We start from the raw sequence: 24,942 nt of genomic DNA, 5'->3' as shown, positions 1-24,942 counted from the left end.
CCCCTTGACCGGGGCGCCGATTTAGCGGGCGACGACGAAGCGGCGGTGGCGGGCGATCAGCGTGCCATCGCCAGTTTCGTATCCTCCAGCGCCAGATCGACCAGCGTCCGCATCGCTGCGCTAGCACCGTTGGCATCGCCGGCGGCGATCGCGTCGTAGACCAGCACGTGATCGGGGATCGGATTGCGGGGCAAGGCGCGGGCGCGCTGTTTGAACTGCGTGGTCCAGTTGACGGCCGCGCCGATGCTCGCGCTCAGCACGATCAGCGCATCGTTGCGTGTCGCGGTCAGCACGGCGTCGTGGAACTCGCGATCCGCCGCGCGCCCTGCCTCGGTGGCCAGCGTATGGCGCCGCATCGCCGCCAAGGCTTCCTTCATGATCTTCAGGTCGGTCCGTTCGCGTCGTTCCGCGGCCAACGCCGCCGCCGCCGGCTCGACGATCGCGCGCAGTTCGAACAGGCCTCGGACGAACGCGATGTCGGGCTCACCCGCAAACGCCCAGGCGAGGACGTCGGGATCGAGCAGGTTCCACCGGCTGCGCGGGAGCACGCGCGTGCCGATCTTCGGACGGCTTTCGACCAGTCCCTTTGCGGTGAGGACCTGGACGGCCTCGCGGTAGGCGCTGCGCGACACGTCGAGCGTTTTCGAGAACTCGACTTCGCCTGACAGGGTGTCGCCGGGTGCATACTCCCCCGACAATATCGCGGTGCCGAGTTTATGGGCGACCGCGCCGTGCAACCGTCGACCGGTACCGCGTGGAGCGCGGGCGATCGGCGTTTCATCTTCGCTAACGACCTCTACTCGATCGACGTCCGTCATAACGCTTGCTCCCTGGACACGGCGTAACAGCCCCTGCACGATCAAGGAACGACAAAGATTGCCAAAACCTAGCGTCGCTTATATGTCGGAGTATAGGGAGTGGATACTATGTCAGACACAAGCACGAGCCAGACCGAGCGTTCTGCGTTTCGATCCATCGATGCCGCCACCGGTGCTGCAGTGGGTAATCCGTTCGCGGTGCATGGCCCGGCCGATGTCGAGGCAGCATGCGCCGCCGCCGAGGCGGCATTCGACGCCTATCGCGCGACCGGCAACGACGCACGCGCCGACTTTCTCGAACGGATCGGCGAGAAGATCGTCGCACTCGGCGACGACCTGATCGTCACCGCGATGCGCGAAAGCGGCCTGCCGCGCGCACGACTGGAAGGCGAGCGCGGCCGCACCGTCGGCCAGTTGAAGCTGTTCGCCGGCGTCGTCCGTCGTGGCGGCTGGATGGGGTTGCGGATCGATCCGGCACTGCCCGATCGCGCGCCCTTGCCGCGCCCCGATCTTCGGCTGCGAATGATCCCGCTCGGCCCGGTCGCGGTGTTTGGCGCAAGCAATTTCCCGCTCGCCTTCTCGACCGCTGGTGGCGACACCGCGTCGGCGCTGGCCGCAGGCTGCCCGGTCGTCGTCAAGGGGCACCCTGCGCATCCAGCCACCGGCGCGCTGGTCGCCGGCGCGATCGAGGCCGCGGTCGCTGCGTGCGGATTGCCGGCGGGCGTGTTCTCGCATCTGGTCGGTCCCGGCAACGAGCTCGGCAGCGCGCTGGTGCAGGATCCCCGGATCGCCGCAGTCGGTTTCACCGGTTCGCGGGCAGGGGGGCTTGCACTCGTCAAGCTGGCGCAGACCCGTGAAGTTCCGATCCCGGTCTATGCCGAGATGTCGAGCATCAACCCGGTCGTGCTGCTGCCCGAAGCCCTGAAGGCGCGCGGCGCTGCGCTTGGCACGGCGTTCGTCGGGTCGCTCACGATGGGCGCGGGGCAGTTCTGCACCAACCCCGGCCTCGTGCTCGCGCTCGAAGGCGAGGGGCTCGACGCATTCGTGTCCGCTGCCGCAACGGCATTGCCCGAGGCTCCCGCCGCGACGATGCTCACCAGCGGCATCCATGCCGCCTACGAGCAGGGCATCGCCGCACTCGCCAGCCACGACGCGGTGAACGAGATCGCACGTGGCAAGGTCGGCGAAGGCGTCGCGCAGGGCCAGGCGGCGTTCTTCGAGACGACCGCCGCACAGTTCCTGCGCGACAAGGCGCTGGGGCATGAAGTGTTCGGGGCATCGTCGTTGCTGGTGCGCTGCACGAGCGAGGACGAGCTCCACGCCGTACTGCGCGCCGCCGAGGGTCAGCTGACCGCGACGATCCAGATGGATGCGGGCGATGCCGACATGGCGTCGCGACTGATCCCGCTGCTCGAACGCAAGGCGGGACGCATTCTCGCGAACGGCTGGCCTACCGGTGTCGAGGTGGCCCATGCCATGGTCCATGGCGGTCCTTTCCCGGCGACGTCGGACGGCCGCACGACTTCGGTCGGCAGCCTTGCGATCGATCGGTTCCTGCGGCCGGTGTCGTACCAGAATCTGCTGCCCGAACTGCTGCCGGAGATGTTGCGTGACGGCACGACCGCGCCGCGGCTGATCGACGGCGTTCCCGCCAACTGACCTGAAAATATCGGGGGCGAACCGTAACGGCGGCGTCCCGACTAGGAGAGAAATTGATGACTTTGCGTCTGTTGCAGCATGTTGGTGTCGATGGCACGCGATCGGTGATCGCGGCTACTAACGAGGGGGCGGCGTTCGTCACTGGGGTCGACAGCGTTCGCGCGCTGGCCGAGCGTGCGATTGCCGCCGGTAGCGATCTCGCCGGCGCGGTTGCGACCTGTGGAACGGGCGCGAGCGTCGACATCGCCGCCGAACTCGCCGCGGGTCGCCTGACCTCGCCGATCGATCATGTCGATCCGGCCCATTTGATCATGACCGGCACCGGCCTGACGCATCTCGGTTCGGCCGAGGGCCGCGACAAGATGCACCGCGCGGCCGCGGACGCCGAGAAGCAGACCGATTCGATGCGGATGTTCCTCGAAGGCGTCGAGGGCGGCAAGCCCGCAGCGGGGACGCGTGGCCAGCAGCCCGAATGGTTCTACAAGGGCGATGGCTCGGGGCTGGTTGCGCCGGGTGCGGCATTCGCGATGCCCGATTTCGCCGAAGATGGCGGCGAGGAGCCAGAGCTTGCCGGGATCTACCTGATCGGTCCCGACGGCACGCCGTTCCGCCTCGGCCTGTGCCTCGCCAACGAATTCAGCGATCACGTCACCGAGCGCCACAATTATCTCTGGCTCGCGCATTCGAAGCTGCGCCAGGCGTCGCTCGGCCCCGAACTGCTGGTCGGCACGCCGCCCGAGCATATCGAGGGTGCGAGCCGCATCCACCGCGACGGCGCGCTGCTGTGGGAAAAGCCGTTCCTGTCGGGCGAGGCGAACATGTCGCACACCATCGCCAACCTCGAGGCGCATCACTTCAAATACGACCTGTTCCGCCGTCCGGGCGACGTGCACGTCCATTTCTTCGGCACCGCGACGCTGTCGTTCGCCGACGGCGTGACGACGCGCGAAGGCGATGTGTTCGAGATCGAGGCTGCGCCGTTCACCCTGCCGTTGCGCAACACGCTGACCAAGGCTGCGCCGCAGCCCGTTACCGTGAAGGCGCTCTAAGCATGGCCGCTATCAAGATCGCGGTCATCGGTATGGGCAAGATTGCCCGCGACCAGCATCTTCCGTCGATCGCGGGCAACCCTGAGTTCGAGTTCGTGGCCAGCGTCAGCCCGCGTGATCCGGGCGTCGAGGGTATCGCCAACTTCAGGTCGCTGGAGGCGTTGCTCGCCGACGGTCCGGCGATCGACGCGATCGCGCTCTGCACGCCGCCACAGGTACGCTACGAGCTCGCCTCGATGGCGCTCGCCAAGCGCGTGCACGTCTTCCTCGAAAAGCCGCCCGGCGCGACGCTCGCCGAGGTCGATGCACTCGAAGCGCAGGCTTCCGAAACGGGAACGACGTTGTTCGCCGGCTGGCATTCGCGGTTCGCAGCGGGTGTCGCGCCGGCCAAGGCGTGGCTCGCCGAGCGTAAGATCGAGCGCGTGTCGATCGTCTGGCGCGAGGACGTTCGCGTCTGGCATCCGGGGCAGGCGTGGATCTGGGAGCCGGGTGGGCTCGGCGTCTTCGATCCCGGCATCAACGCGCTGTCGATCGCGACCGAGATCCTGCCGCAGCCGTTCTTCCTGACGGCCGCGACGCTGTCGACGCCCGCCAACCGCGCCGCGCCGATCGCCGCCGACCTGACCTTCCGCAGCGCCTCGGGTACGCCGATCAGCATGGATCTCGACTGGCGCCAGACCGGCCCGCAGAGCTGGGACATCACCGTCGAGACCGACGCCGGCACGCTCAGCCTCGCCAAGGGCGGCGCGGTACTCACCCTGCCGAGCGGCACCGTGCATAACGACGACGAGGAATATCCCGGCCTCTACACGCGCTTCGCCGCGCTGATCCGCGGTGGTCGCAGCGAAGTCGACACGACCCCGTTCACCCTCGTCGCCGACGCGTTCCTGCGCGGCACCCGCAATTCCGTGGAGGCTTTCGATGATTGAGGCAAAAATGACCCGCACGCTGAAGGGCATCGCCGCCGCGCTCCTGCTCTCGACCGCCGGCATCGGCACCGCGCAGACCGACGCGCCCGCCACCGCGCCCGGTTCGACCGGGGCAACCGTTACGGTCCACGCCGACACGCCCGGCCCGACCTATGATCGCCGCATCTTCACGCAGTTCGCGGAGCATCTCGGCACCGGCATCTATGGCGGGCTCTGGGTTGGCGAAAAGTCCAAGATTCCCAACGTCCGCGGTTTCCGCACCGATGTCGTCACCGCGCTGCGCGGGATCGGCGTGCCGGTCGTGCGCTGGCCCGGCGGTTGCTTCGCCGACGAATATCACTGGCGCGAGGGCATCGGCCCCAAGGCCAAGCGCCCGGTCAAGATCAACACGCATTGGGGCGGCGTGACCGAGCCCAACACGGTCGGCACGCACGAGTTTATGGACCTCGCGGGACAGCTCGGCGCCGAGCCCTATATCGCCGGCAACGTCGGCAACGGCACGCCGCAGGAAATGGCGGAGTGGGTCGAATACATGACCTCGCCCGCCGGCACGCTCGCCGACGAACGTGCCAAGAACGGCCACAAGGCGCCATGGGCGGTGCCGTATTTCGGCGTCGGCAACGAGCTGTGGGGCTGTGGCGGCAACATGCGCGCCGAATATGCCGCCGACGTCACGCGGCGTTATGCCACCTTCATCAAGGCGCCCAAGGATACGCGCGTGATGAAGATCGCGAGCGGCGCCAACGTCGACGATTATCACTGGACCGAGACGATGGCGCGAGAGCTGGTCGGCAAGGTCGATGCGCTGTCGCTGCATTACTACACCGTCCCCGGTGGCTGGCCGCCGCGTGCGTCCGCGACCGTGTTCGACGAGCGCGGCTGGGCCGAGACGCTGTCCGAGACGCTCAAGATGGACGAGCTGATCACCAAGCATTCGGCGATCATGGACAAGGTCGATCCGAAGAAGACGATGTGGCTCGCGGTCGACGAGTGGGGCACGTGGTACGCCGGCGATCCGGGCACCAACCCCGGTTTCCTGCGCCAGCAGAACACGCTGCGTGACGCGCTGGTCACCGCGATCAACCTCAACATCTTCGCCAAGCATGCCGACCGCGTGAAGATGACCGCGATCGCGCAGATGGTGAACGTGCTGCAGGCGATGATCCTGACCGACGGCAGCAAGATGGTGCTGACGCCGACCTATCACGTGTTCGCGATGTACAAGCCGTACATGGACGGCACCGTCCTGCCGATCGATATCAAGTCGCCCTGGTACAACAAGGACCAGTGGACGATGCCGTCGGTCAGCGCATCGGCGGTGCGCGGAAAGGACGGCGTGGTGCGGATCGCGCTCTCGAACCTCGATCCGAACAAGCCCACGAGCGTCTCGGCCGCGTTGCCCGGCGTGACGGCGCAGACCGTCACCGGGCAGGTGCTGACCGCGCCGATGATGACTGCGCTCAACACCTTCGAGGCGCCCAACGCGGTCGCACCGAAGGCATTCAATGGCGCTAGTCTGAGCGGTGGAACGCTGTCGGTGACGTTGCCGCCGATGTCGGTGGTGATGCTCGAACTGAAGTGATCGTGACGCCCGCCGGAGCAACCGGCGGGCGCACCTACGGGAGAGAGACGATGGCCGCACCGAAATGGGCGACCGGACTGATCGCGCTGACGCTCGCGAGTAGCGTATTGGCGCAAACCGCCGATGCACCGCCTGCATTAAACGCCCGCCTGACCGGCGACATTGCCCCGGTCCACGACCCGGTGATGATCCGCGCAGGGAATACCTATTACGTCTACGGCACCGGGCTCGACGGCCAGATGCTGAGCGCACGCACCTCGCCCGATCTGGTCCACTGGACCGCTGGCACGCCGCCGCTGTCGCGCCTGCCGGACTGGGCGACCAAGGCGGTGCCGGGCACCAAGGGCATGTGGGCGCCCGACATTTCGCGCAGCGCAGACGGGCGGTACCGGCTCTATTATTCGGTCTCGACGTTCGGCTCGAACCGCTCGGCGATCGGGCTCGCGACCAGCCCGACGCTCGACCCCAAGGCGCCCGGCTATGGCTGGCGCGACGAGGGGTTGGTGGTGATGTCGACGCCCAAGGACGATTTCAACGCGATCGACCCCAACCACGTCGTCGATGCGCAGGGCCACGAGTGGCTGTCGCTCGGCAGCTTCTGGACCGGCATCAAGCTGTTCGCGTTGAACCCCAAGACCGGCAAGCTGCTCGACCCCGCGGAGAAACCCCATGCGATCGCGCGCCGGCCAGCACCCGCGGGCGGACCAGCGCCGGTCGAGGCGCCGTTCATCATCGGCCATGGCGGCTACTACTGGCTGCTCGCGAGCTACGACTATTGCTGCAAGGGCGTGAACAGCACCTATTACACCGTCGTCGGCCGATCGAAGGCGATCACCGGGCCGTATCTGGGCAAGGACGGCAGCGCGATGATGCAGGGCGGGGGGACGATATTCCTGCGCGCCGACCTGCAGGAAAAGCAGCGCTATCGCGGCCCCGGCCACCCCGGCGTGATGCACGACACCGACGGCAAGGATTATGTCGTCTACCATGCCTATGATTCCCAGACCAAAGGCACCCCGACGTTGCGCATCGCACCGATCGCCTGGGGTGCGGATGGCTGGCCTGTTGCGGAGAACCGACCATGACGATGGATTTCACACGACGGCTGTTCCTGGCCGGTGCTGGTGCTGCGACCGCTGGCGGTGCGCTCGCACGGGTCGCGGCCAAGGCGCCGGTGCCGGTCAACCCACTGGTCCGCCAGCGCGCCGATGCGCAGGTCTTCCTGCACACCGACGGCTATTACTACATGACCGGCTCGGTGCCCGAATACGACCGGCTCGTGCTGCGCCGCTCGCGCACGCTGGCAGGGCTGTCGACCGCCAACGAGCGCGTATTGTGGCGACACGAGAAGACCGGGCCGATGTCCGGCTTCCTCTGGGCGCCCGAACTGCACCTGATCGACGGCCGCTGGATCATGTATTTCGCGGCAGGCCCCAGCGGCGGCGGCGAGGACGTGTTCCGCATCCGCACTTTCGCGGTGGTCTGCGACGGACCCGACGCGATGACCGGCACCTGGACCGTGCTGGGGCAATTGACGACGCCGTGGGACAGCTTCACGCTCGACTCGACCAGCTTCGTCCACCGCGGCACGCGCTATCTCGCCTGGGCACAGCGCGAGCCGGGGATCGAGACCAACAGCAACCTCTATCTCGCGCCGCTTGGGACCCCGCTGACGCTGGCGGCGAAGCCCGCGCGGTTGGCGGTCCCGACGCTCGACTGGGAAATCCGCGGGTTCAAGGTCGCCGAGGCGCCTGCGCTGCTGGCGCGCAACGGCAAGCTGTTCATGACCTATTCGGCGAGTGCGACCGACGCGCGATACTGCATGGGCATGCTGACCGCGCGCGACGATGCCGACATCATGGACCCGGCGGCCTGGACGAAATCGCCGCAGCCGGTGTTCAAGTCCTCGCCCGCGCACAAGGTCTTCGGGCCGGGCCACAACAGCTTCACCGTCGACGAGCGCGGCCGCGACATTCTGGTCTATCACGCGCGCGACTATGAGGCGATCAAGGGCGACCCGCTGTTCGATCCCAACCGCCATACCCGCGTCCAGACCTTCAAGTACAAGCCCGACGGTACCCCCGATTTCGGCGAACCGGTTGCCAACGGCCCATTGCGGTGAGCGGCCTCGATCGCCGGACGTTCCTCGCCGCGGGAGCCGCAGCCGTACCCGCGGCCGCGATAGGCGCTGGCGCGAGTGCTGGCTCGAAGCCCTTGGCGCCGACGCCGCCGATGGGCTGGAACAGCTGGAACAGCTTCGCGACGACGATCACCGAGGCGCAGGCGATCGAGACCGCGACGATCATGGCGGAAAAGCTGCTGCCGTCGGGCTATGATATCTTCACCGTCGATATCCAGTGGTACGAGCCGGGGGCGCAGAGCTACACCTACGCGACCAAGCCGACACCGGCGATGGACGGCTATGGCCGGTTGCTGCCCGCGCCGAACCGGTTTCCGTCGAGCGCCAGCGGCAAGGGCTTCCGCCCGCTCGCCGACCGGGTGCACGCGCTCGGCCTGCGGTTCGGCATCCACCTGATGCGCGGCATTCCGCGGCTGGCCGTCGAGCGCAACCTACCCGTGTTCGGCACGAAATACCGCGCCCGCGACATCGCCGATACGACCAGCATCTGTCTGTGGAACCCGGACATGTACGGCGTCGACATGCGCAAGCCCGGCGCGCAGGCCTATTACGACAGCGTGTTCGCGCTCTACGCATCCTGGGGCGTCGATCTGGTCAAGATGGACGACATGAGCCGGCCGTATGACGCGCATGCCCCCGAGATCGAGGCCGCACACGCCGCGATCGTCGCGACCAGGCGGCCGATCATCCTGAGCCTGTCGCCCGGCGAAACGCCGGTATCCCGCGCCGATCACGTCCGCCGCTTTGCGCAGATGTGGCGAATCAGCGACGATTTCTGGGACGAATGGCCGCTGCTCGAAGCGCAGTTCACTCGGCTGGAGAACTGGAACGCGCACCGCGTACCCGGCGGCTGGCCCGATGCGGACATGCTGCCGCTCGGGCGCCTCGCGCTCGGCGCGCGCGACACCAAGTTCACGCCCGACGAACAGCGCACGCTGATGACCCTGTGGTCGATCGCGCGATCGCCGCTGATCATGGGCGGCGACCTCCGCCATCTCGACCGCCCGACGCTCGATCTGCTGACCAATCCCGAAGTCATCGCGGTCAACCAGGCGAGCTACGCCAACCAGCCGCATTTTGTGGAAGACGGTATACGAGTCTGGTCAGCGCGCGTGCCGGGATCGCAGGACCGCTATCTCGCGCTGTTTAACACAGACAAAACCGAGCGATCCGTGCAGCTTCGTCTCGACATGATCGCGCTGAACGGGCCGGTCGGCGTTCGTGATCTCTGGGCACGGCGCGATCTGGAAAGGGCGTCCGGTACGCTGGTCACACGTGTGCCATCGCACGGCGCTGCGTTGTACCGCCTGACGCCTCGCTGACCTGTCCAGCTAGGTGGCTGGGTAAATTAACGCTTGCATCAACGTCCGTCCGATCATACCGAATGTCCGAGTAATACCGACTGCCGATAAGGTCGGATGGGCATGCCAGGGAGAGGCTAGATGGCGATGAAGTCGTTAATTCTGTGTTCCGCATCGATCGCAGCGCTGATGCTGGGAGCGCCGGCACAGGCGCAGGCCGTACCGACCACGCCGCAGGATCGGAACGGCCTGCCGGCGACCGGTACGCCCGCGGGTGTCGATGCCAACACCGTCCAGACGTCGCCCTCGGCTGAACAGCCCGCGACCAGCCAGACTGCCGGCGACCAGACCGCAGGCGACCAGACCGACGCGGACATCGTCGTCACCGGCGTCCGTGCCTCGATCGTCGGCGCACTGAACGTTCGCAAGAATTCGATCCAGATCGTCGATTCGATCGTGTCGGAAGACGTCGGCAAGCTGCCCGACAACAACGTCGTCGAGGCGCTGCAGCGCGTGACCGGCATTCAGGTCACCGACCGCGCCGGCGGCGAAGCGGCGACGATCACGATCCGAGGTCTGACCGATCCGTTGACGACGCTGAACGGGCGCAACATCTTCACCGCGGCCGGCACGTCCTTCAACCTGCAGGATATCTCGGCGAACCTCGTCAAACAGGTCGACGTCTACAAGACCCGTTCGGCCGACCAGCTGGAAACGGGTCTGGCCGGGCAGATCGACGTGCAGACCCGGCGCCCGCTCGATTTCGACGGCTTCGCGATATCGGGCCTCGTACGCGGGCTCTATTCGGAACTCGCCGACAAGGTGAACCCAAATGCCGCGCTGCTGATCAGCGACCGTTGGAAAACCGGCATCGGCGACATCGGCCTGCTGGTGAACGGCAGCTACACGCGCGCCGAATTCCGCAACCAGAATTTGCAGGCCGGCGCGATGGTGCCGTTCGCGACGGAAAACCCGCCGGCGGGTTCGGGGCTTACCCCGTTGCAGCGGATCTTTCCGGGTGACAGGAACCAGAACTGGACGCCGGGCCTCGATGCAGGTCTGCCCACCGCGCCGGGCTCCACGCTCAACATCAACGGCGTCAATACGCCGTATTATCTGTCGAGAGACGCCGTCATCGCGTCCGATGTCTACGGCAAGCGCGAACGTCGCGCGCTCAATGCAGCGCTGCAATGGGCGCCCAACGATCGTTCGGTCTACACCGCGGAAGTCTTCTACACCGGCTTCAAGGGCAAGACGTTCAACAGCCTGAACTTCAGCTTCGTCGATTGGTGGGGCGACCTGCCGGCCAATCCCGGGACGAGCTTCGAGCTGTTCGACGGGACGAACATCATCAAGTCGCGGCAGGTCGGATCGGTCGCAGGGTTCAACAGCGGCGACACGGCGACCAGCAAGACCGACAGCTATGTCTATGCGTTGAACGCCAAGTGGGACGTGGGCGAGCGCGGCAAGATCTCGGCCGACATCGCGTATCAGGACAGCAAGAACGAGACCTCGTTCTTCGCCATCCGCACCGATCGCGGGCCGCTCGACATCGACGTGGACTTCAACGCGGGCGGTGGGCTGCCGTCGTACAGCTTCGGCAATCAGGCGGTGCTGACCGACCCGACGGCGTGGACGATCGGCAATTTGTTCGACAGCGGGACCAAGAATACCGGCAGCGCGCTGACGATGATGCTCGATGGCGAATATGGCTGGGACGAAGGATTCCTGCGGCGCATCAAGGGCGGCTTCCGCTTCGACGACCGCAAGGCTGACAATTACGTGCGCGACCAGGGCGCGGGGGGGCTGGGCACCACGCTGGCGGCGTTCGGCGAGGGCAAGCCCTTCACCAACAGCGGCTTCTTCGACGGCCAGGCGGACATTCCGACGAGCTGGGTGCTGGCCGATCCGCGCAGCATGGACCGCGATGCCGTCCGCACGCTGTATCGCGCCGTCGCGCCCGGCCTGTTGCTGTCCGATCAGCTGAGCTTTGGCCAGGTGTTCGGAATCTCGGAAACGAACGTGGCCGCCTATGCGCTTGCCGATGGCGAAGTCAGCATCTTCGGGCGTCCGCTGCAGCTTCAGGCCGGCGTGCGGTATGTGGCGATCGACACCGATTATGACTATTTCGATCGCGGTGCCAACTTTGCCCGGACGACCGTGTCCACCGGTTCGGAGAAGTGGCTGCCCTCGTTCACCGCGCGCTATGCGATCACGAACAATCTGCGCGTCCGCTTCAACTATGGCGAAACGCTCCGGCGTCCCAGCTTCGGCGATCTGAACCCCAATCCGGTGCTGACGGGCGACTTGTCGCGCATCGGCTTCGGTTCGGGCACGTCGGGAACGGCAAACCTCACCCCGACGCATTCGAAGAACATCGATCTGGCGGTCGAATGGTATTTCGAGCGCAACAGCGCGATCTACGTGACCGCCTTCCGTCGCGAGATCGACGGGTTGGTCGTGCCGCTCACGGTGCGTGAGTCGATCCCGAACAACTATCTGCCGCGCAATGAGACCTATACCGAGACGTTCAACATCACCCGTCCGGTGAACGCGTCAAACGGCGTGCTGAAGGGCGTCGAACTGGGCCTGACCTATTTCCCGATTTACCTGCCCGGTCCTCTGAACGGGCTTGGTGTCACCGGCAGCGCGACGATCCTCGATTCCGAACAGACCATCCCGCTCACCAACGCGGCCGGCGAGATCACGGGATCGACGAAGTCGGCGTTCTTCGGCGTATCGAAACTGTCGTACAATGCGACGCTGGCCTACGATAACGGGCCGATCGGCGCGCGTCTGTCGTACGTCTGGCGCAAGGGCTTCCTGCAGAGCAACGAAGCCCGGTCGTTCGCCAACCCGATCGGCTTCTGGCGCGCCCCGGAGAAGAGCCTGGACTTCCAGCTGACCTTGAACGTGAACAAGGATATCGGCTTGACGTTCGACGCGGTGAACCTGACCAAGGCCAAGCAGCAGAACTATTACAAGTTCGGCGACGTCGGTAACCGCGAGGAGTTCAACTCCAGCACGCTGCTCATCGACCGCACCTTCGCGATCGGTGCGCGCTACACGTTCAAGTAATCAGGCCGGGTACATACGGTCAAAGGGGAGGGGCGGAATGATCGGATGCGGTATGAAGCCGATCCTCCGCCGCTCCTTACTGCTCGGGGCCGCGCTGCTCGGGGCGGCCGTCCCGGTTATCGCAGCGCCGTCGGTGACCGCGCCGTCGCTCGACACGCACCGCATCGCCCGCGCGCGGTTCGGCAACGATGCGCCCTGGTATGAGAACCGGATTCCGTTCTTCGAATCCGCTGATCCGAAGCTCGATGCGGTCTATTACTACCGCTGGTCGCTGTTTCGCGCGCACCAGCGCGATCTCGGTGCCGATGGCTATATCTCGACCGAGTTCCTCGACGATGTGAGCTGGCAGCTCGAACCCTATGCCAGCCTGAACGATGCCACCGGCTTCCACCTCGGGGAGGGGCGCTGGCTGCGCGACCGGCGCTTCGCCGACGATTACATCGATTTCATGTATCGGCGCGGCAACGACCGGCACTTTACAGATTACATGGCGGATTCGGTCTATGCCCGGTTCCTCGTCGACGGGGACCGTGCCGCAGCGACCCGCCATCTCGCGGCGATGCGGCGGCTGTACGATGCATGGAACGATCACTTCGACTCCAGCAAGGGGCTGTATTGGGTCGAGCCTCTGCTCGATGCGACCGAATACACGATCTCCTCGATCGACGCGTCGGGCGGCAAGGACGGCTTCCGCGGCGGGGATTCGTTTCGGCCGTCGATCAACGCGTACATGTACGCCAACGCCCGTGCGATCGCCCGACTGTCGACGATGGTCGGCGACCATGAGGGTGCGGAAGACTTTTCGGCGCGCGCACAGGCGATCAAGGTGCGGGTGCAACGAGACTTGTGGAGCCCGGCGCTCGGCCACTTCATCGATCGCTACAAGGTCGATAACACGTTCGTGACATACTGGGCGCCGACCCGTGGGCGCGAACTGGTCGGATACCTGCCCTGGACGTTCGATCTCGCGGACGACGACGACAGGCTCGCGGGTGCGTGGACGCATCTGCTTGACCGGGACGGGCTTGGTGGGGCGGCGGGCATGCGCACCGTCGAGCCGAGCTATCCATATTACATGCGACAATATCGCTATGAGCGGGGTGCGCCCGAGTGCCAGTGGAATGGCCCGATCTGGCCGTTCCAGACCACGCAGGTCCTGACGGGCATGGCGAACCTGCTCGATCACTACCGCCAGTCGAAGGTGACGCGCGGCGATTACATGCGGCTGCTCCGGCAATATGCGGCGCTGCATTACCAGGGCGACCGGCTTGATATCGAGGAGGATTACCACCCCGAAACCGGTAAGCCGATCGTCGGGCTGGCGCGCAGCCATCATTATTTCCACTCCGGATACGCGGACCTGATCTTGACCGGTCTGGTCGGGATTCGCCCGCGCGCGGACGACGTGCTGGAAGTCAATCCGCTGCTGCCGGACGCCGGGGATCCGCAGGCGCTACGCTGGTTCCGGATGCAGGACGTGCCCTATCATGGCCACAGCGTCGCGGTGACCTGGGACGTCGATGGCCGGCGTTATGGCGGTCGTCCCGGACTGACGATCGAAATAGACCGCAAACGTGTCGCCCACCGCGCGACCCTGGGGCGGATGATCGTGCCGATCACGTGGCTTGCGACGCCGCCGATCGAACGTCCGATCGACCGAGCGATCCAGCTTGTGCGCGGTCAGTTCCCCAAGGCCAGCGCGTCGAGCGGTACGGATCCGGAGAAATTGCACGACGGGATCGACGGCCGAATATGGTTCTTCCCCGAGTTGGCCAATGGATGGTCCTCCGCACCGTCGCGGGACGCGCAGTGGTACCAGGTCGACTTTGGTACCGACGTCGACGTGTCGCGTGCCGAACTCGCATTCTTTGACGATCGCCAGGAGTTTGCAGTGCCGAAATCGCTGAGGTTCGAGGCTTGGGATGGCCGGCGCTGGACGGCTTTGCGAGCCAGGGGCGGCGATCCCATTGCGAACGGCATCACGCACGCGCGGTGGCCGCGGGTCTCGGTTCGAAAGATCCGCGTCTCGTTCGCCCAGCCTTTGGCCAAGCGCACCCGGCTGGTCGAGTTGAAGCTGTACTAGTCATGACCTGAGATCAGCCGAGCACGATCCGGGTGCCGAGCGCCGCGATCAACGCGAGCGGCATCGCCACCGCACCGAGCTTCAGGAACCGCCAGAACCCGATATCCTCGCCCTCGCGCCGGATCGCCTGCAACCACAGGATCGTCGCGAGGCTACCGGTGATGGACAGGTTGGGGCCCAGGTCGACGCCGATCAGCAGCGCGTCGACGACCAGCCTTGGCGGTTGGGCCTGGAGGACGGCGGTGCTGGCGACGAGGCCCGCGGGCAGATTGTTCATCAGGTTCGATCCGATCGCCAGGATCGTTCCGGATACCACCGATGCCTGGACCGGGTCGGCCGACGCGGTGCGGATCGCTTGCGCCACCCAGGCAATCACGCCGGTAAGGTCCAGCGCCTCGACGAGCACGAACAACCCGGCGACGAGCGGCAGCACGCTCCACGAGATACCCCGCAGCAGCGCGACCGGCGACGACCGCGCGATCGCGCAGACCGCCAGTGTCGTGACGATGCCAGCGATCGCGGTAGGCAAGCCGAGTTCGATATCGAGCGCGGAGACGACCAGCAGCACGATCGCAGTGGCGACGATCCCGACGAACGCAGCCTTGCCGCCTGTGGTCAGCGGCGTGCGCTCGACGTCGCTGCAGCAACTGCCCGCCAGCCGCTTGCGTTCGACCCAGCGCAGCACGAGGAAGGTGACGACGATCGATGCCAGCGAGGGCAGCGCGAACGAGGCGAACCACTGGCCGAGAGGCGGCATCCTGCCACCGTAGAGCACGAGGTTCGCGGGATTCGAGATCGGCAGGACGAAGCTCGCCGCGTTGGCGATCAAGGCGCAGGCGAACAGCAGCGGCAGCGGATCGGCCTTCGCCTTCTTCGCCGCGGCATAGACCGCCGGGGTCAGGACCACCGCCGTCGCGTCGTTCGACAGGAACGTCGTCGTGACGATGCCGGTGACGTAGACGAGTGCGAACAGTCGGGCGGTCGATCCCCTGGCATGGATCGCGGCGGTGGCGGCGATCCAGTCGAACAATCCTTCCGCGCGCGCGACTTCGCTGAGCAGCATCATGCCGATCAGGAACAGATAGACGTCCATTCCCTTTGCGACCGCGCCGACGGCGGCGGGGAAGGGCATCAGGCCGAACAGCAGCAGCGCCGCCGCGCCCGTGACCGCCCAGATCGCTTCCGGCCAGCGGAACGGCCGCGCGATGACGGCCGCCGTGGAGGCGGCGCAGATACCCCAGGTCGCGCCCGTCGCGAGGATCATTGCCGCCTTCCGTTATGGTCGGGACCAGGCCGTCGCAAAACTGGGGACCGCGAGCGCCGGGCGTCACTTCGTAGGCCATGCGGAGCGGAACAAGCGGCTGGGTAAGGCCTCCGCAATGCGCGCGGGCCCTCCGTTGAACGGACATACGACCATGTCGGAGACGGCAGGCCGGTCACTTGTGCGTCTCCGGCATGGCGGTGAGGTACAGCACGAACCCGGCCGCGGCGATTCCCGCAAGCGTCAGGAAGCTGGCGCTGTATCCGGCCCAGACGATGATCGATCCTGCCAGCGTTGCCGACAAGGCGGCGCCCAGGCCGAAGACGCTCGACACGACGCCTTGGCTGACGTTGAACCGGCCGGAACCCTTGGTCAGGTCGGCGACGATCACCGGAAACAGCGCGCCGAAGATCCCCGCGCCGATCCCGTCCAGCGCCTGCACGCCGACCAGCCACCACGGATCGCTGGACACCGTGTAGAGCGCGCCGCGCGCGGCGAGGAAGCCGAACGCGACCAGGAAGATCGGCTTGGTCCCCCACCGCTCGGTGTTGCGCCCGACGACGATCGCGACCGGGACCATCACCAGCTGCGCGGCGACGATGCAGGCCGCGGTCAGCGAGGTCGCCTTGTCGGTGCCGACGGTGCGACCGAGCAGCTGGCTGACCGACGTCAGCATCGCCGCATTCGCCAGATGGAAGGTGAACGCGGCCGCGGCGAAGATCATCAGCGGGCGGTTTTCGATCAGCGTCTTCCAGCCGCTCGGCTCCTCGCAGCCTTCCTCGGGCTCGCAGTCGAGGCCACGCGCGACCGCATTGTCGATGTCGCCGTTCTTGAGCCTCGCCGCCACGATGACGCTCGCGACGGTCAGTCCGGCCATCAGCCAGAAGACGACGACGGGGCCGAACGACCAGGCCAGCACGCCGGCTAGCGCTGCCGATGTGGCATTGCCGGCGTGGTTGAACGCTTCGTTCCGACCGACCCGCTTGGCGAACAGCTTCGGCCCGACCAGTCCCAACGTGATTGCCGAGATCGCCGGCGCAAAGATCGCGCCCGCCGCCGCCGCGATCGACTGGGTGATCGTCACCATGGTGAAGCCGGAAACGATCGGCAGCGACAGGCTGCTGAGCGTCACCAGCAAAGCGGCACCGATGACGATACGGGGCTTGTTCTTCGCCCGGTCGATCAACCCGCCCGCCGGTGTCTGCGACAACAGGCCGACGATCCCGGCGATGGTGAGCACCAGCCCGACGGTCGCCTCGTTCCAGCCATGCGACGGACCGCGCACGACCAGCAGATAGATGGCGAGATACGGGCCCAATCCGTCGCGGACATCGGCCAGGAAGAAGTTGAGCGCGTCCAGCGTGCCGGTAGGCGTGCTGCGCCGCGACGGGTCCTTCGTCTCGGGCAGGGCTGCCGCAGATGCCATCGGGTGTCTCCAGTGTTCGCGCGTAGGTTTCTACGCCGTCGGTAGAGCGCTCCGACGGCAGCAGCCTGAACGACTTTGTTCAGGTTCGGTTTACAACGACTGGATGCGAGGGTGAGCCCAGCGGAGAGCAGGACAAGGAACGAGTTCGTACCGGCGCGGGCGGTGCTCGAACACGGGGATGTTATCGCAGCCCGGACGAATCCGACTGCGCCGCCAGCGCCAGCGCCTGCGTATCGACATACTCCCGGATGCTGGTCAGCTTGCCGTCCTGGACCGTGATGGCGAAAATCCAGTCGTCCTCGAACGTCTTGCTCGTGGCCTTGATCCTCCCTTTCGCGAAGCCGACCACCAGGACCCGGTCGCCCTGCGCCACGAACTCCCGCGGTTCCGTGGACGTTTCGATCGATCTGGCTGCGGTCTCAAGCAGATCCGACAATCCGGCATGCCCACGGTAGGTGCCGGCCAGTGGCCAGTCCTTGCCCGGGATGATCCACTCGATATCCTCGGCGACCAGTGCCAGCAGGCCCTTCTTGTCGCCGCGTCCGATCGCGGCGAAGAAGTCCTTCACGGTCTGGACGTTCTTTTCGGTGCCCATGGTATTTTCGCCTCTCTCGCCGGTGTTCATCGGTCGAACCTGACCAGATCCTTGAAGATCAGGCGGCCCCAGCTCTTGTCGTGCGCCTGAACGAGCAGCCCCCCTTCCGAAAGCCCGCCAAGCTGGATCGGCGCGAAGCCGAGATCTTCCGCGAGCGCGCCGACCTGTGTTGCCGCATCGTCGTCGTCGCTCGACAGGAACACGACGCGCCTGCCGCCTTGTACGGCCGGATCCTGGTCGAGCACGGCGGCGACCAGGTGGTTGAAGCCCTTGACCACCCTGCCGCCGGCGAACGCGTCCGCGACGACCTTGGCCGAGGGCCGTCCGCCCATATCCTCCGCGAACACACCGTACGCATTGGTCGCATCGACGATGATCTTGCCCTGCCAGTCCGGCAACGCCTTCGCGACATCCAGGTGCGATTGGAAACGGACGGCCAGGAAGATGACGTCCGCCTCGACCGCCTCGGCAAGCGTCTTGGGCGTGATGCCGGGACCGATCGCCACCGCGGTCGATGCGAAGCTTTCCGGATCGCGCGTGGTTGCGACGGATACCGCGATCCCCTTGCGGGCGAACGTCTTGGCGAGGGTCTGGCCGATCTCGCCGAAACCGATGATTGCGTAGGTCATGATAATCTCCTTGGGGTTTCGGGCGGTCACAGCTTGTAGCCGCCGCTCGCTTCGATCGTCTGGCCGGTCACCCAGTGGCCGTCGTCGGATGCCAGGAACGCCACGACGGCGGCGATTTCCGAAGGCTCGCCAAAGCGCCCGAGCGCGATGTCGGCCTCGACCGCCTTCACCAGTTCTGGGTTCTCCCGGAAGGCCGCGTTCGCGTCGGTCCGCGTAAAGCCTGGCGCGACGGCGTTCGCAGTGATCCCGCGCGGCCCCAGTTCGGACGCGAGCGCATGCGTCAGGGTGTTGATCGCCGCCTTGGCCATCGAGTAGATCGGCGCTGTCGTCACCGGCTTCGTCGCGGCGGCCGACGAGATGTTGATGATCCGCCCGCCATCGGCGAGGCGATCCATCGCAGCCTGCACGATGAAGAACGGTGCGCGCAGGTAGACCGCCATCAGCGTGTCCCAACTGGTGGGCGTCGCGTCCTTGAAGCCGATCCAGCCGGCATTGCCCGCGTTGTTGACCAGGATGTCGAGTGTTTTGCTGCCGTTACGCTTGGTGAACTCGTGGTCGAGCGTGTCGAACAGGACTGGCACGGTTGCCGGATCCACCAGGTCCGCTTGGATCGCAAACGCAGTGCCACCGGCTTTCTCGATGGCTGCGACCGCTTCGTCGACACCGGATTTGCTGGCGTTGTAGGTCAGCGCGACCGTCGCACCGTCGCGTGCGAGACGTTCGGCGATCGCGCGGCCGATGCCACGCGATGCCCCGGTAACGAGAGCGGTTTTTCCCTTGAGAGGATGGTCCACAGGATGTTCCTTCGTACTTGGGTGCGGGTGCCGATCACGCGAGCGATCGGCGGGTGGGATGCGTCAGAGCTGCGCGAGGCCACCGTCGACGGCGAGTTCGCTGGCGGTCATGAAGCTGCTGTCCGACGATGCGAGAAAGGCCGCGGCCGCCGCGATTTCGGCCGGGTCGGCCATGCGCAGCAGCGGGGTCATCGCGCCGTAGGCCTTCTGGCCTTCCTCGCCGAGCGCGGCCTTGGCGAGTTCGGTCGCCGTCGCGCCGGGGGACAGGACGTTCACCCGGATGCCGGTACCCTTCAGGTCCTCCGCCCAGCTCCGCGCGAGGTTGCGCACGGCCGCCTTGCTGGCGCTGTAGGCGGTGAACCCCGGGGCGCCCGTGGTGCCCGCGCTCGATCCGGTCAGGATGATCGAACCGCCCTCGCGCATCAGCGGCAGCGCCTTCTGGATGGTGAAGATCGTCCCCTTCACGTTGGTGTCGAAGGTCTCGTCGATGTGTTCGGCGGTGATCTGGCCAAGCGGAAGCGGGCTTCCAGCGCCTGCATTGGCAAAGACGATGTCGAGCGTTCCGCGCTCGGCCTTCACCGCGGCGTAGAGTCGGTCGAGGTCGGACTCGTCGGAGACCGAGCCCTTCACCGCGCGGGCATGCGACCCGAGCTCCGCCACCGCGGCATCGAGCGCATCCTGTCGCCGCCCATAGATGAAGACGAAGGCGCCTTCCGCGATGAACCGCTTTGCCGAGGCGAGGCCGATACCGGTCGCGCCGCCGGTGATCACGGCGGTCTTTCCGTCTAATCTGGTCATGTCGTGCATCCTTGTTCGCCGACCGGGTGTCCGGCCGTCCGGGGATGTCCCCCCGCGAGCCTCAACATGGGCTCGGCAAAGTTAGGCAGGGATTGTGGAATTCCGCACATCGGTGGTGCGGAAACGATCCACAGTATGCGTCGTGGGCGGATCCCGGCACCTCGTGCTATGGTGGGCGTGCAGCTTGCGGCGCGGGAATGCACCATGATCGACTGGAACGACGTTCGCTACTTTCTGGCCGCCGCGCGCGAGGGCTCGGTGCGCGCTGCCGCCAAGCGTCTCACTGTGAACCACGCGACCGTGCTGCGGCGTATCGCGCACCTCGAACAGCGGCTCGGCGCGCAGATGTTCGAAAAGCTGCCCTCGGGCTACCGCCTGACGACGGCGGGCGAGGAGGTTCTCGAATTCGCGCTGCAAATGGAATCCTCGTCGCACCAGCTGGAGACGAGGGTCTTCGGACGCGACCAGAGCGTGCGCGGGCTCCTGCGGGTGACGCTGACCCCGATCCTCGCAACGCACCTTCTGCTGCCGGATTTCGCCGATTTCGCGCGCCGGCATCCGGACATTGAGATGGAAATCCAGTCCTCCGGCGATCTCGCAAATTTGACCAACCGGGAGGCCGACGTCGCTATCCGCGTCGTCTACGACCGCAAGACCCTGCCGCTCAATCTACATGGACTGAAGGGACCTGAGCTGTTCGGCGGCATCTATATCGCCCGTGATCGGCTGGCTGCATGGCGCGCGGGCGCGTCCGATCCCCTCCGCTGGATCGTCATCAGCACGCACGGCATTCCGGATTGGGCGAGCGAAGGCGATGTCCGTACCACCGCGGTTCCCTTCAGGGTCACCGACGCAGGCGCGGAGATCGCCGCCGTCCGGCAAGGGCTCGGCATCACGACGCTGCCATGCTTCGTCGGCAATGCGGACCCGCTGCTGGAACGAGTGCCGGGCACCGACCTGCACCTGTACGGAACGCTCTGGGTCCTGACGCAGGGGGACACGCGCAAGACGAAGCGCGTCCGGTTGTTCACGGACCACGTCTCCCGCAGGCTAGCCGCATACGCACCGCTTCTCGCCGGGCTATCCGGATCGAGTGATTGATACCCGGACAGCCGCGCGTAGCACTTGCCGACCCGCTTTGAGGCTGTTCGATAGGATCCTGACCGTCAGGCACGATTCGAACACCGATCTGCGAACTGATTCGACAAGCGATGGGTCGTGGTGCCGGTTGCAGGAATCGAACCCGCGACATCCAGTTTACAAAACTGGCGCTCTACCAACTGAGCTAAACCGGCCCGGTGCGCGTCAGGCGTAATCGCCCCATGCTTCAAGATACGCCGAAGGTCCAGCCCTCGGTTTGCGCGATATGCGATGTCATCGCCGCCGGGTGCCAGAGTTCGGAGCGATCTGCGTTGGTGCGGAGCCACGCGGCGGTGAGGATCGCGTCGGTGGCGTGATCGTCGTAGCGGGCGAGCGGTCGGTGCGGCTGGCTGCCGAGGTTGGCGAGAGCCGCATCCAGCGAGCCGGCATCGCGCATCTTGCTGAGACCCTTGCGAATGCCGGCGGCGCGCGCGGCGATGGTGGTGTAGATCTCGACGATCACCGGGCCTTCGGGGGGGAGCGGGTCGAACGGCCAGATCGGTACGCGGCCGGCGAGGCGGTGGAGCACGCGCATGCCGGTGAGGCTCGACTTGCCGACCTGCGCCGCGCCGACGAGGTTGAAGCAGCTTGTCGGGGACAGGCCCATCGCGCGTTGCCCGTGCTCGCAGACGCGCATCCGCCCTGCGCCACCGGGGAACAGGTCGCCGCAATCGCGGTGCTGGCGGAAGTGGCGGCGGATTTCGGGGTCGGTGAGCAGGCTGGAGACGGCAAGGTGCGGGTCGGCTGCGGAGGCATCGTCGACCATCTTCCACAGGGCGCGGGCGTCGGGCGGACCGTCGGGCGCACCGGGAAAGTATCCGCCTTCGTCGACGAACGGGAAGGCGGGGGAGAGGTCCAGGCCGATCAGCGTCGGCCTATCCTGGTCGAGCAACCAGTCGAGGACATCGTCGCGCGACCATGCACTGGCGCTTGGTGGGACAACCAGCGCCGGCGCGGCATCGCCCGTCTCGCAGACCGCGACCGCGATGCCCTTGTGCCGATGCCCTTGCGCGCCGGACCAGTCGATCGCCGCAAACCGCGTGAAGCGGGGGTCAGCCATTCTTCTCGGCGCGCAAGGCGTCCCAATAGGCGAGCCGTTCCGACAGCCGCTTCTCGAACCCGCGTTCGGTCGGCGTATAGAAGGTCTGTGGGCTCATCTCGTCGGGCCAGTAATCCGAGCCCGAGAACGCATCCTCCGCATCGTGATCATACGCATAGCCCTTGCCGTAGCCGATATCGCGCATGAGCTTGGTCGGTGCGTTGCGGATCGACGCTGGCGGCATCAGCGAGCCCGTCTCGCGCGCCGATTTCCACGCCGCCTTCTGCGCCTTGTAGACCGCGTTCGATTTCGGCGCGGTGGCGAGATAGACGCACGCCTGCGCGATCGCGAGTTCGCCTTCGGGACTGCCGAGAAAGTCGTAGGTGTCCTTGGCGGCGATGCACTGGACCAGCGCCTGCGGGTCGGCGAGCCCGATATCCTCGACCGCGGCGCGGGTCAGGCGGCGGAGCAGGAACAGTGGTTCTTCGCCCGCCGTCAGCATCCGCGCGAGGTAATAGAGCGCGGCCTGCGGGTCGGAGCCGCGGATCGATTTGTGGAGCGCGGAGATGAGGTTGTAATGCCCCTCGCGATCCTTGTCGTACACCGCGACGCGGCGTTGCAGGAAGTTCGAGAGGCCTGCGGGATCGAGCGGTTCGGGGAGGTTCACCGAGAACAGCGTCTCCGCCTGGTTCAGCAGGAAGCGACCATCGCCATCGGCGCTGGCGATCAGCGCGTCCTTGGCGGGCGGGGTGAGGGGCAGGGGACGTTCCATCTCCGTCTCTGCGCGGTCGAGCAATTGTTCGAGCGCACCGCGACCGAGCCGTTCGAGGATCAGCACCTGCGCGCGGCTGAGCAACGCGGCGTTGAGTTCGAACGACGGGTTCTCCGTGGTCGCGCCGACCAACGTCACCGTGCCATCCTCGACATAGGGCAGGAAGCCGTCCTGTTGCGCGCGGTTGAAGCGGTGGATCTCGTCCACGAACAGCAAGGTGCGTTTGCCGATCTTGGCGTGCTCGCGTGCCTCGGCGAACGACTTCTTGAGGTCCGCGACGCCCGAGAACACCGCCGAGATCGCGACGAACCGCAGGTCGACCGCGTCTGCGAGCAGCCGCGCGATCGTCGTCTTGCCGGTGCCGGGCGGGCCCCACAGGATGATCGAAGACAGGCGTCCCGCCGACACCATCCGTCCGATCGCTCCTTCGGGGCCGGTGATGTGATCCTGCCCGACCACCTCGCCCAGCGTGCGCGGACGCAGGCGGTCGGCCAGCGGTGCGTTTTCGGGATGCGTTTCGGTGGGGGCGGCGGGTTCGAAGCCCGCGAAGAGATCGGCCATTCGGGCAAGATAGGGTCGGGGGGCCGGTTTGCCCATCCGTCCGCCATCCAGGCGCGCTGTGCATCCTGGCACACCTCGTCAGCTTCATACGCATCGTCATCCTCGCGCAGGCGGGGATCCATACTGGCTGACGGCTTGGCACGCTCGTCCGGTCCGAGGGTCTGGGTCCCCGCCTCTGCGGGGATGACGGAGGAGGGAAACATAAAATTGCCGCGGCCCTCTTGAACAAGAAACAGTCTGCGATATATCGCAACTCATGAACGAAGATATATCGGAGAACACTCAAATGCGTTTTGGTATGGGATATGGAGCCTGGACCGGTGGTCCGCGGGCTGACGGCGAAGGCCGCGGTCGCCCCGGCCACGAAGGTCATGGTCGCCACGGCCACCGCGGCGGCCCTGGTGGTCGGCGGCGTCTGTTCGATGGCGGCGAGCTGAAGCTCGTGATGCTGAAGCTGATCGCGGACGCACCGCGCCACGGCTACGACCTGATCCGCGAGATCGAGGGGCTGACCGGGGGCGGCTATGCGCCGAGCCCGGGCGTCGTCTATCCGACGCTCAGCATGCTCGACGAGATGGGGTTGATCGAGGAGCAGCAGTCGGAAGGCGCGAAGAAGCGCTTTGCGGCGAGCGACGAGGGCCGCGCGCATCTGGCCGAGAATGCGGCCGTGGTGGACGGCCTGTTCGCGCGGCTGGCGGCGGTCGGTGCGGAGTCCGAGCGGACCGATGGCGCGCCGATCCGGCGGGCGATGGGCAATCTTCGGCAGGTGCTCCAGCACCGGTTGATGCGCGAGGACGTCAACGAGGATACGCTGCACGAAGTCGCGGCCTTGCTCGACGAAGCCGCGCAGAAGATCGAGCGCTTGAAGTGAGCGTCTCGGTCGCGAGAGTGCCGACGCATTCGGCCAGCAAGTATCTCCAGCAGCTCGCCAAGCACTGGAGCCACAAGATGGAGGTCACCTTCTCGGAGGAAGAGGGTCGCATCGCCTTCCCGAACGGGGCGGTTCTGGAGATGCGTGCGGACAGCGAAACGCTCGACGTCGCGCTGACCGTGCCGGAGGCCGAGGACGTGGAGCGGATGCGTGGGGTGGTGTCGAGCCATCTCGACCGGTTTGCTTTCCGCGAGGCGCCGCTGACGTTCGACTGGGCTATGGTCTGACAGCGTCCCCAAACCGTCATCCTACCCCCCAAGCCGTCATCCCAGCGAAAGCTGGGATCTCCCCCTTCGGGTCGCATCGTCCGCCAACGGGAATACCCCAGCTTTCGCTGGGGTGACGGTTTCGAGGTAT

At 66.2% G+C, this 24,942-nt stretch carries 20 protein-coding genes, 1 tRNA gene and 1 pseudogene; 12 read left to right on the top strand and 10 right to left on the bottom strand.

Features of this window, described 5'->3' with window-relative positions:
- Positions 1–56: 56 nt before the first annotated feature.
- Positions 57–818, bottom strand: coding sequence for a FadR/GntR family transcriptional regulator (locus IFR23_RS03450; RefSeq protein ID WP_192974732.1), 762 nt, complete (start codon positions 816–818; stop codon positions 57–59).
- A gap of 108 nt (positions 819–926) precedes the next feature.
- Here IFR23_RS03450 and IFR23_RS03445 point away from each other — a divergent pair, with 108 nt between their 5' ends.
- The 9 genes and pseudogenes from IFR23_RS03445 to IFR23_RS03405 all read left to right on the top strand — a co-directional run bounded on the left by IFR23_RS03445 (position 927) and on the right by IFR23_RS03405 (position 14,639).
- Positions 927–2,477: an aldehyde dehydrogenase (NADP(+)) gene (locus IFR23_RS03445; RefSeq protein ID WP_192974731.1), complete on the top strand. Its 1,551-nt coding sequence runs from the start codon at positions 927–929 to the stop codon at positions 2,475–2,477.
- Positions 2,478–2,533: 56 nt separating this feature from the next.
- Positions 2,534–3,526: an AraD1 family protein gene (araD1, locus tag IFR23_RS03440; protein WP_192974730.1), complete on the top strand. Its 993-nt coding sequence runs from the start codon at positions 2,534–2,536 to the stop codon at positions 3,524–3,526.
- A gap of 2 nt (positions 3,527–3,528) precedes the next feature.
- Positions 3,529–4,455 carry a Gfo/Idh/MocA family protein gene (locus tag IFR23_RS03435; protein WP_192974729.1) on the top strand — a complete coding sequence of 309 codons (927 nt, stop codon included), beginning with the start codon at positions 3,529–3,531 and terminating at the stop codon, positions 4,453–4,455.
- 7 nt (positions 4,456–4,462) lie between these two features.
- Positions 4,463–6,037 (top strand): alpha-N-arabinofuranosidase, encoded by a 1,575-nt coding sequence (locus IFR23_RS03430; RefSeq protein WP_192975005.1) that lies wholly within the window; start codon positions 4,463–4,465, stop codon positions 6,035–6,037.
- A 50-nt stretch (positions 6,038–6,087) separates the two neighbouring features.
- Positions 6,088–7,122 carry an arabinan endo-1,5-alpha-L-arabinosidase gene (locus IFR23_RS03425; protein ID WP_192974728.1) on the top strand — a complete coding sequence of 345 codons (1,035 nt, stop codon included), beginning with the start codon at positions 6,088–6,090 and terminating at the stop codon, positions 7,120–7,122.
- Positions 7,119–8,153, top strand: a pseudogene (locus IFR23_RS03420) (glycoside hydrolase family 43 protein); the annotation flags it as partial. The gene IFR23_RS03425 and the pseudogene IFR23_RS03420, both read left to right, overlap by 4 nt.
- A gap of 2 nt (positions 8,154–8,155) precedes the next feature.
- The gene (locus IFR23_RS03415) at positions 8,156–9,499 is read left to right on the top strand and encodes a glycoside hydrolase family 27 protein (RefSeq protein WP_446740882.1); all 1,344 of its coding nucleotides are present in this window, start codon (positions 8,156–8,158) and stop codon (positions 9,497–9,499) included.
- 120 nt (positions 9,500–9,619) lie between these two features.
- Positions 9,620–12,556 (top strand): TonB-dependent receptor, encoded by a 2,937-nt coding sequence (locus IFR23_RS03410; protein WP_244655435.1) that lies wholly within the window; start codon positions 9,620–9,622, stop codon positions 12,554–12,556.
- A gap of 52 nt (positions 12,557–12,608) precedes the next feature.
- The gene (locus IFR23_RS03405) at positions 12,609–14,639 is read left to right on the top strand and encodes an MGH1-like glycoside hydrolase domain-containing protein (RefSeq protein ID WP_192974726.1); all 2,031 of its coding nucleotides are present in this window, start codon (positions 12,609–12,611) and stop codon (positions 14,637–14,639) included.
- 13 nt (positions 14,640–14,652) lie between these two features.
- Here IFR23_RS03405 and IFR23_RS03400 read toward each other — a convergent pair whose 3' ends face one another.
- The 6 genes from IFR23_RS03400 to IFR23_RS03375 form a co-directional block, all read right to left on the bottom strand.
- Positions 14,653–15,903, bottom strand: coding sequence for an arsenic transporter (locus IFR23_RS03400; protein ID WP_192974725.1), 1,251 nt, complete (start codon positions 15,901–15,903; stop codon positions 14,653–14,655).
- Positions 15,904–16,075: 172 nt separating this feature from the next.
- Positions 16,076–17,326, bottom strand: coding sequence for an MFS transporter (locus IFR23_RS03395; RefSeq protein WP_192974724.1), 1,251 nt, complete (start codon positions 17,324–17,326; stop codon positions 16,076–16,078).
- 181 nt (positions 17,327–17,507) lie between these two features.
- The gene (locus tag IFR23_RS03390; protein ID WP_192974723.1) at positions 17,508–17,921 is read right to left on the bottom strand and encodes a nuclear transport factor 2 family protein; all 414 of its coding nucleotides are present in this window, start codon (positions 17,919–17,921) and stop codon (positions 17,508–17,510) included.
- 26 nt (positions 17,922–17,947) lie between these two features.
- Complete coding sequence (locus tag IFR23_RS03385) at positions 17,948–18,550, bottom strand: NADPH-dependent F420 reductase (protein ID WP_192974722.1); 603 nt, start codon at positions 18,548–18,550, stop codon at positions 17,948–17,950.
- Positions 18,551–18,576: 26 nt separating this feature from the next.
- A complete protein-coding gene (locus IFR23_RS03380; protein WP_192974721.1) occupies positions 18,577–19,344 on the bottom strand; it encodes an SDR family oxidoreductase in 768 nt (255 codons plus the stop codon).
- A 63-nt stretch (positions 19,345–19,407) separates the two neighbouring features.
- Positions 19,408–20,142 (bottom strand): SDR family NAD(P)-dependent oxidoreductase, encoded by a 735-nt coding sequence (locus IFR23_RS03375; protein ID WP_192974720.1) that lies wholly within the window; start codon positions 20,140–20,142, stop codon positions 19,408–19,410.
- Positions 20,143–20,346: 204 nt separating this feature from the next.
- On the opposite strand from IFR23_RS03375, the gene IFR23_RS03370 reads away from it, so the two are divergent.
- Positions 20,347–21,243 carry a LysR family transcriptional regulator gene (locus IFR23_RS03370; RefSeq protein ID WP_192974719.1) on the top strand — a complete coding sequence of 299 codons (897 nt, stop codon included), beginning with the start codon at positions 20,347–20,349 and terminating at the stop codon, positions 21,241–21,243.
- 118 nt (positions 21,244–21,361) lie between these two features.
- Here IFR23_RS03370 and IFR23_RS03365 read toward each other — a convergent pair.
- The 3 genes from IFR23_RS03365 to IFR23_RS03355 form a co-directional block, all read right to left on the bottom strand.
- Positions 21,362–21,437, bottom strand: a tRNA-Thr gene (locus IFR23_RS03365).
- A gap of 32 nt (positions 21,438–21,469) precedes the next feature.
- Complete coding sequence (locus tag IFR23_RS03360; RefSeq protein ID WP_192974718.1) at positions 21,470–22,342, bottom strand: hypothetical protein; 873 nt, start codon at positions 22,340–22,342, stop codon at positions 21,470–21,472.
- Entirely contained in the window at positions 22,335–23,654 is a 1,320-nt protein-coding gene (locus IFR23_RS03355) for a replication-associated recombination protein A (RefSeq protein ID WP_192974717.1), read from the bottom strand. The genes IFR23_RS03360 and IFR23_RS03355 overlap by 8 nt, the downstream gene beginning before the upstream one ends.
- A gap of 286 nt (positions 23,655–23,940) precedes the next feature.
- Between IFR23_RS03355 and IFR23_RS03350 the strand changes: the two genes are divergently transcribed.
- Positions 23,941–24,525, top strand: a complete 585-nt coding sequence (locus IFR23_RS03350; protein WP_192974716.1) for a PadR family transcriptional regulator — start codon at positions 23,941–23,943, stop codon at positions 24,523–24,525.
- Complete coding sequence (locus tag IFR23_RS03345; RefSeq protein WP_192974715.1) at positions 24,522–24,812, top strand: DUF2218 domain-containing protein; 291 nt, start codon at positions 24,522–24,524, stop codon at positions 24,810–24,812. The genes IFR23_RS03350 and IFR23_RS03345 overlap by 4 nt, the downstream gene beginning before the upstream one ends.
- Positions 24,813–24,942: the final 130 nt, after the last annotated feature.

Origin of the sequence: Sphingomonas sp. CFBP 13603 (genome assembly GCF_014892665.1) — a bacterium.
In the GTDB taxonomy this organism is placed as follows: Bacteria; Pseudomonadota; Alphaproteobacteria; order Sphingomonadales; family Sphingomonadaceae; genus Sphingomonas.
Note: the sequence above shows the minus strand (reverse complement) of the source record. Positions and strands in the feature narration are given on the sequence as shown.

What these genes read in the sequence shown, in the direction of transcription:
- IFR23_RS03450 (WP_192974732.1), bottom strand. Translation starts at nt 818, where the DNA reads ATGACGGACGTCGATCGAGTAGAGGTCGTTAGCGAAGATGAAACGCCG.
- IFR23_RS03445 (WP_192974731.1), top strand. Translation starts at nt 927, where the DNA reads ATGTCAGACACAAGCACGAGCCAGACCGAGCGTTCTGCGTTTCGATCC.
- araD1 (WP_192974730.1), top strand. Translation starts at nt 2,534, where the DNA reads ATGACTTTGCGTCTGTTGCAGCATGTTGGTGTCGATGGCACGCGATCG.
- IFR23_RS03435 (WP_192974729.1), top strand. Translation starts at nt 3,529, where the DNA reads ATGGCCGCTATCAAGATCGCGGTCATCGGTATGGGCAAGATTGCCCGC.
- IFR23_RS03430 (WP_192975005.1), top strand. Translation starts at nt 4,463, where the DNA reads ATGACCCGCACGCTGAAGGGCATCGCCGCCGCGCTCCTGCTCTCGACC.
- IFR23_RS03425 (WP_192974728.1), top strand. Translation starts at nt 6,088, where the DNA reads ATGGCCGCACCGAAATGGGCGACCGGACTGATCGCGCTGACGCTCGCG.
- IFR23_RS03410 (WP_244655435.1), top strand. Translation starts at nt 9,620, where the DNA reads ATGGCGATGAAGTCGTTAATTCTGTGTTCCGCATCGATCGCAGCGCTG.
- IFR23_RS03405 (WP_192974726.1), top strand. Translation starts at nt 12,609, where the DNA reads ATGAAGCCGATCCTCCGCCGCTCCTTACTGCTCGGGGCCGCGCTGCTC.
- IFR23_RS03400 (WP_192974725.1), bottom strand. Translation starts at nt 15,903, where the DNA reads ATGATCCTCGCGACGGGCGCGACCTGGGGTATCTGCGCCGCCTCCACG.
- IFR23_RS03395 (WP_192974724.1), bottom strand. Translation starts at nt 17,326, where the DNA reads ATGGCATCTGCGGCAGCCCTGCCCGAGACGAAGGACCCGTCGCGGCGC.
- IFR23_RS03390 (WP_192974723.1), bottom strand. Translation starts at nt 17,921, where the DNA reads ATGGGCACCGAAAAGAACGTCCAGACCGTGAAGGACTTCTTCGCCGCG.
- IFR23_RS03385 (WP_192974722.1), bottom strand. Translation starts at nt 18,550, where the DNA reads ATGACCTACGCAATCATCGGTTTCGGCGAGATCGGCCAGACCCTCGCC.
- IFR23_RS03375 (WP_192974720.1), bottom strand. Translation starts at nt 20,142, where the DNA reads ATGACCAGATTAGACGGAAAGACCGCCGTGATCACCGGCGGCGCGACC.
- IFR23_RS03370 (WP_192974719.1), top strand. Translation starts at nt 20,347, where the DNA reads ATGATCGACTGGAACGACGTTCGCTACTTTCTGGCCGCCGCGCGCGAG.
- IFR23_RS03360 (WP_192974718.1), bottom strand. Translation starts at nt 22,342, where the DNA reads ATGGCTGACCCCCGCTTCACGCGGTTTGCGGCGATCGACTGGTCCGGC.
- IFR23_RS03355 (WP_192974717.1), bottom strand. Translation starts at nt 23,654, where the DNA reads ATGGCCGATCTCTTCGCGGGCTTCGAACCCGCCGCCCCCACCGAAACG.
- IFR23_RS03350 (WP_192974716.1), top strand. Translation starts at nt 23,941, where the DNA reads ATGCGTTTTGGTATGGGATATGGAGCCTGGACCGGTGGTCCGCGGGCT.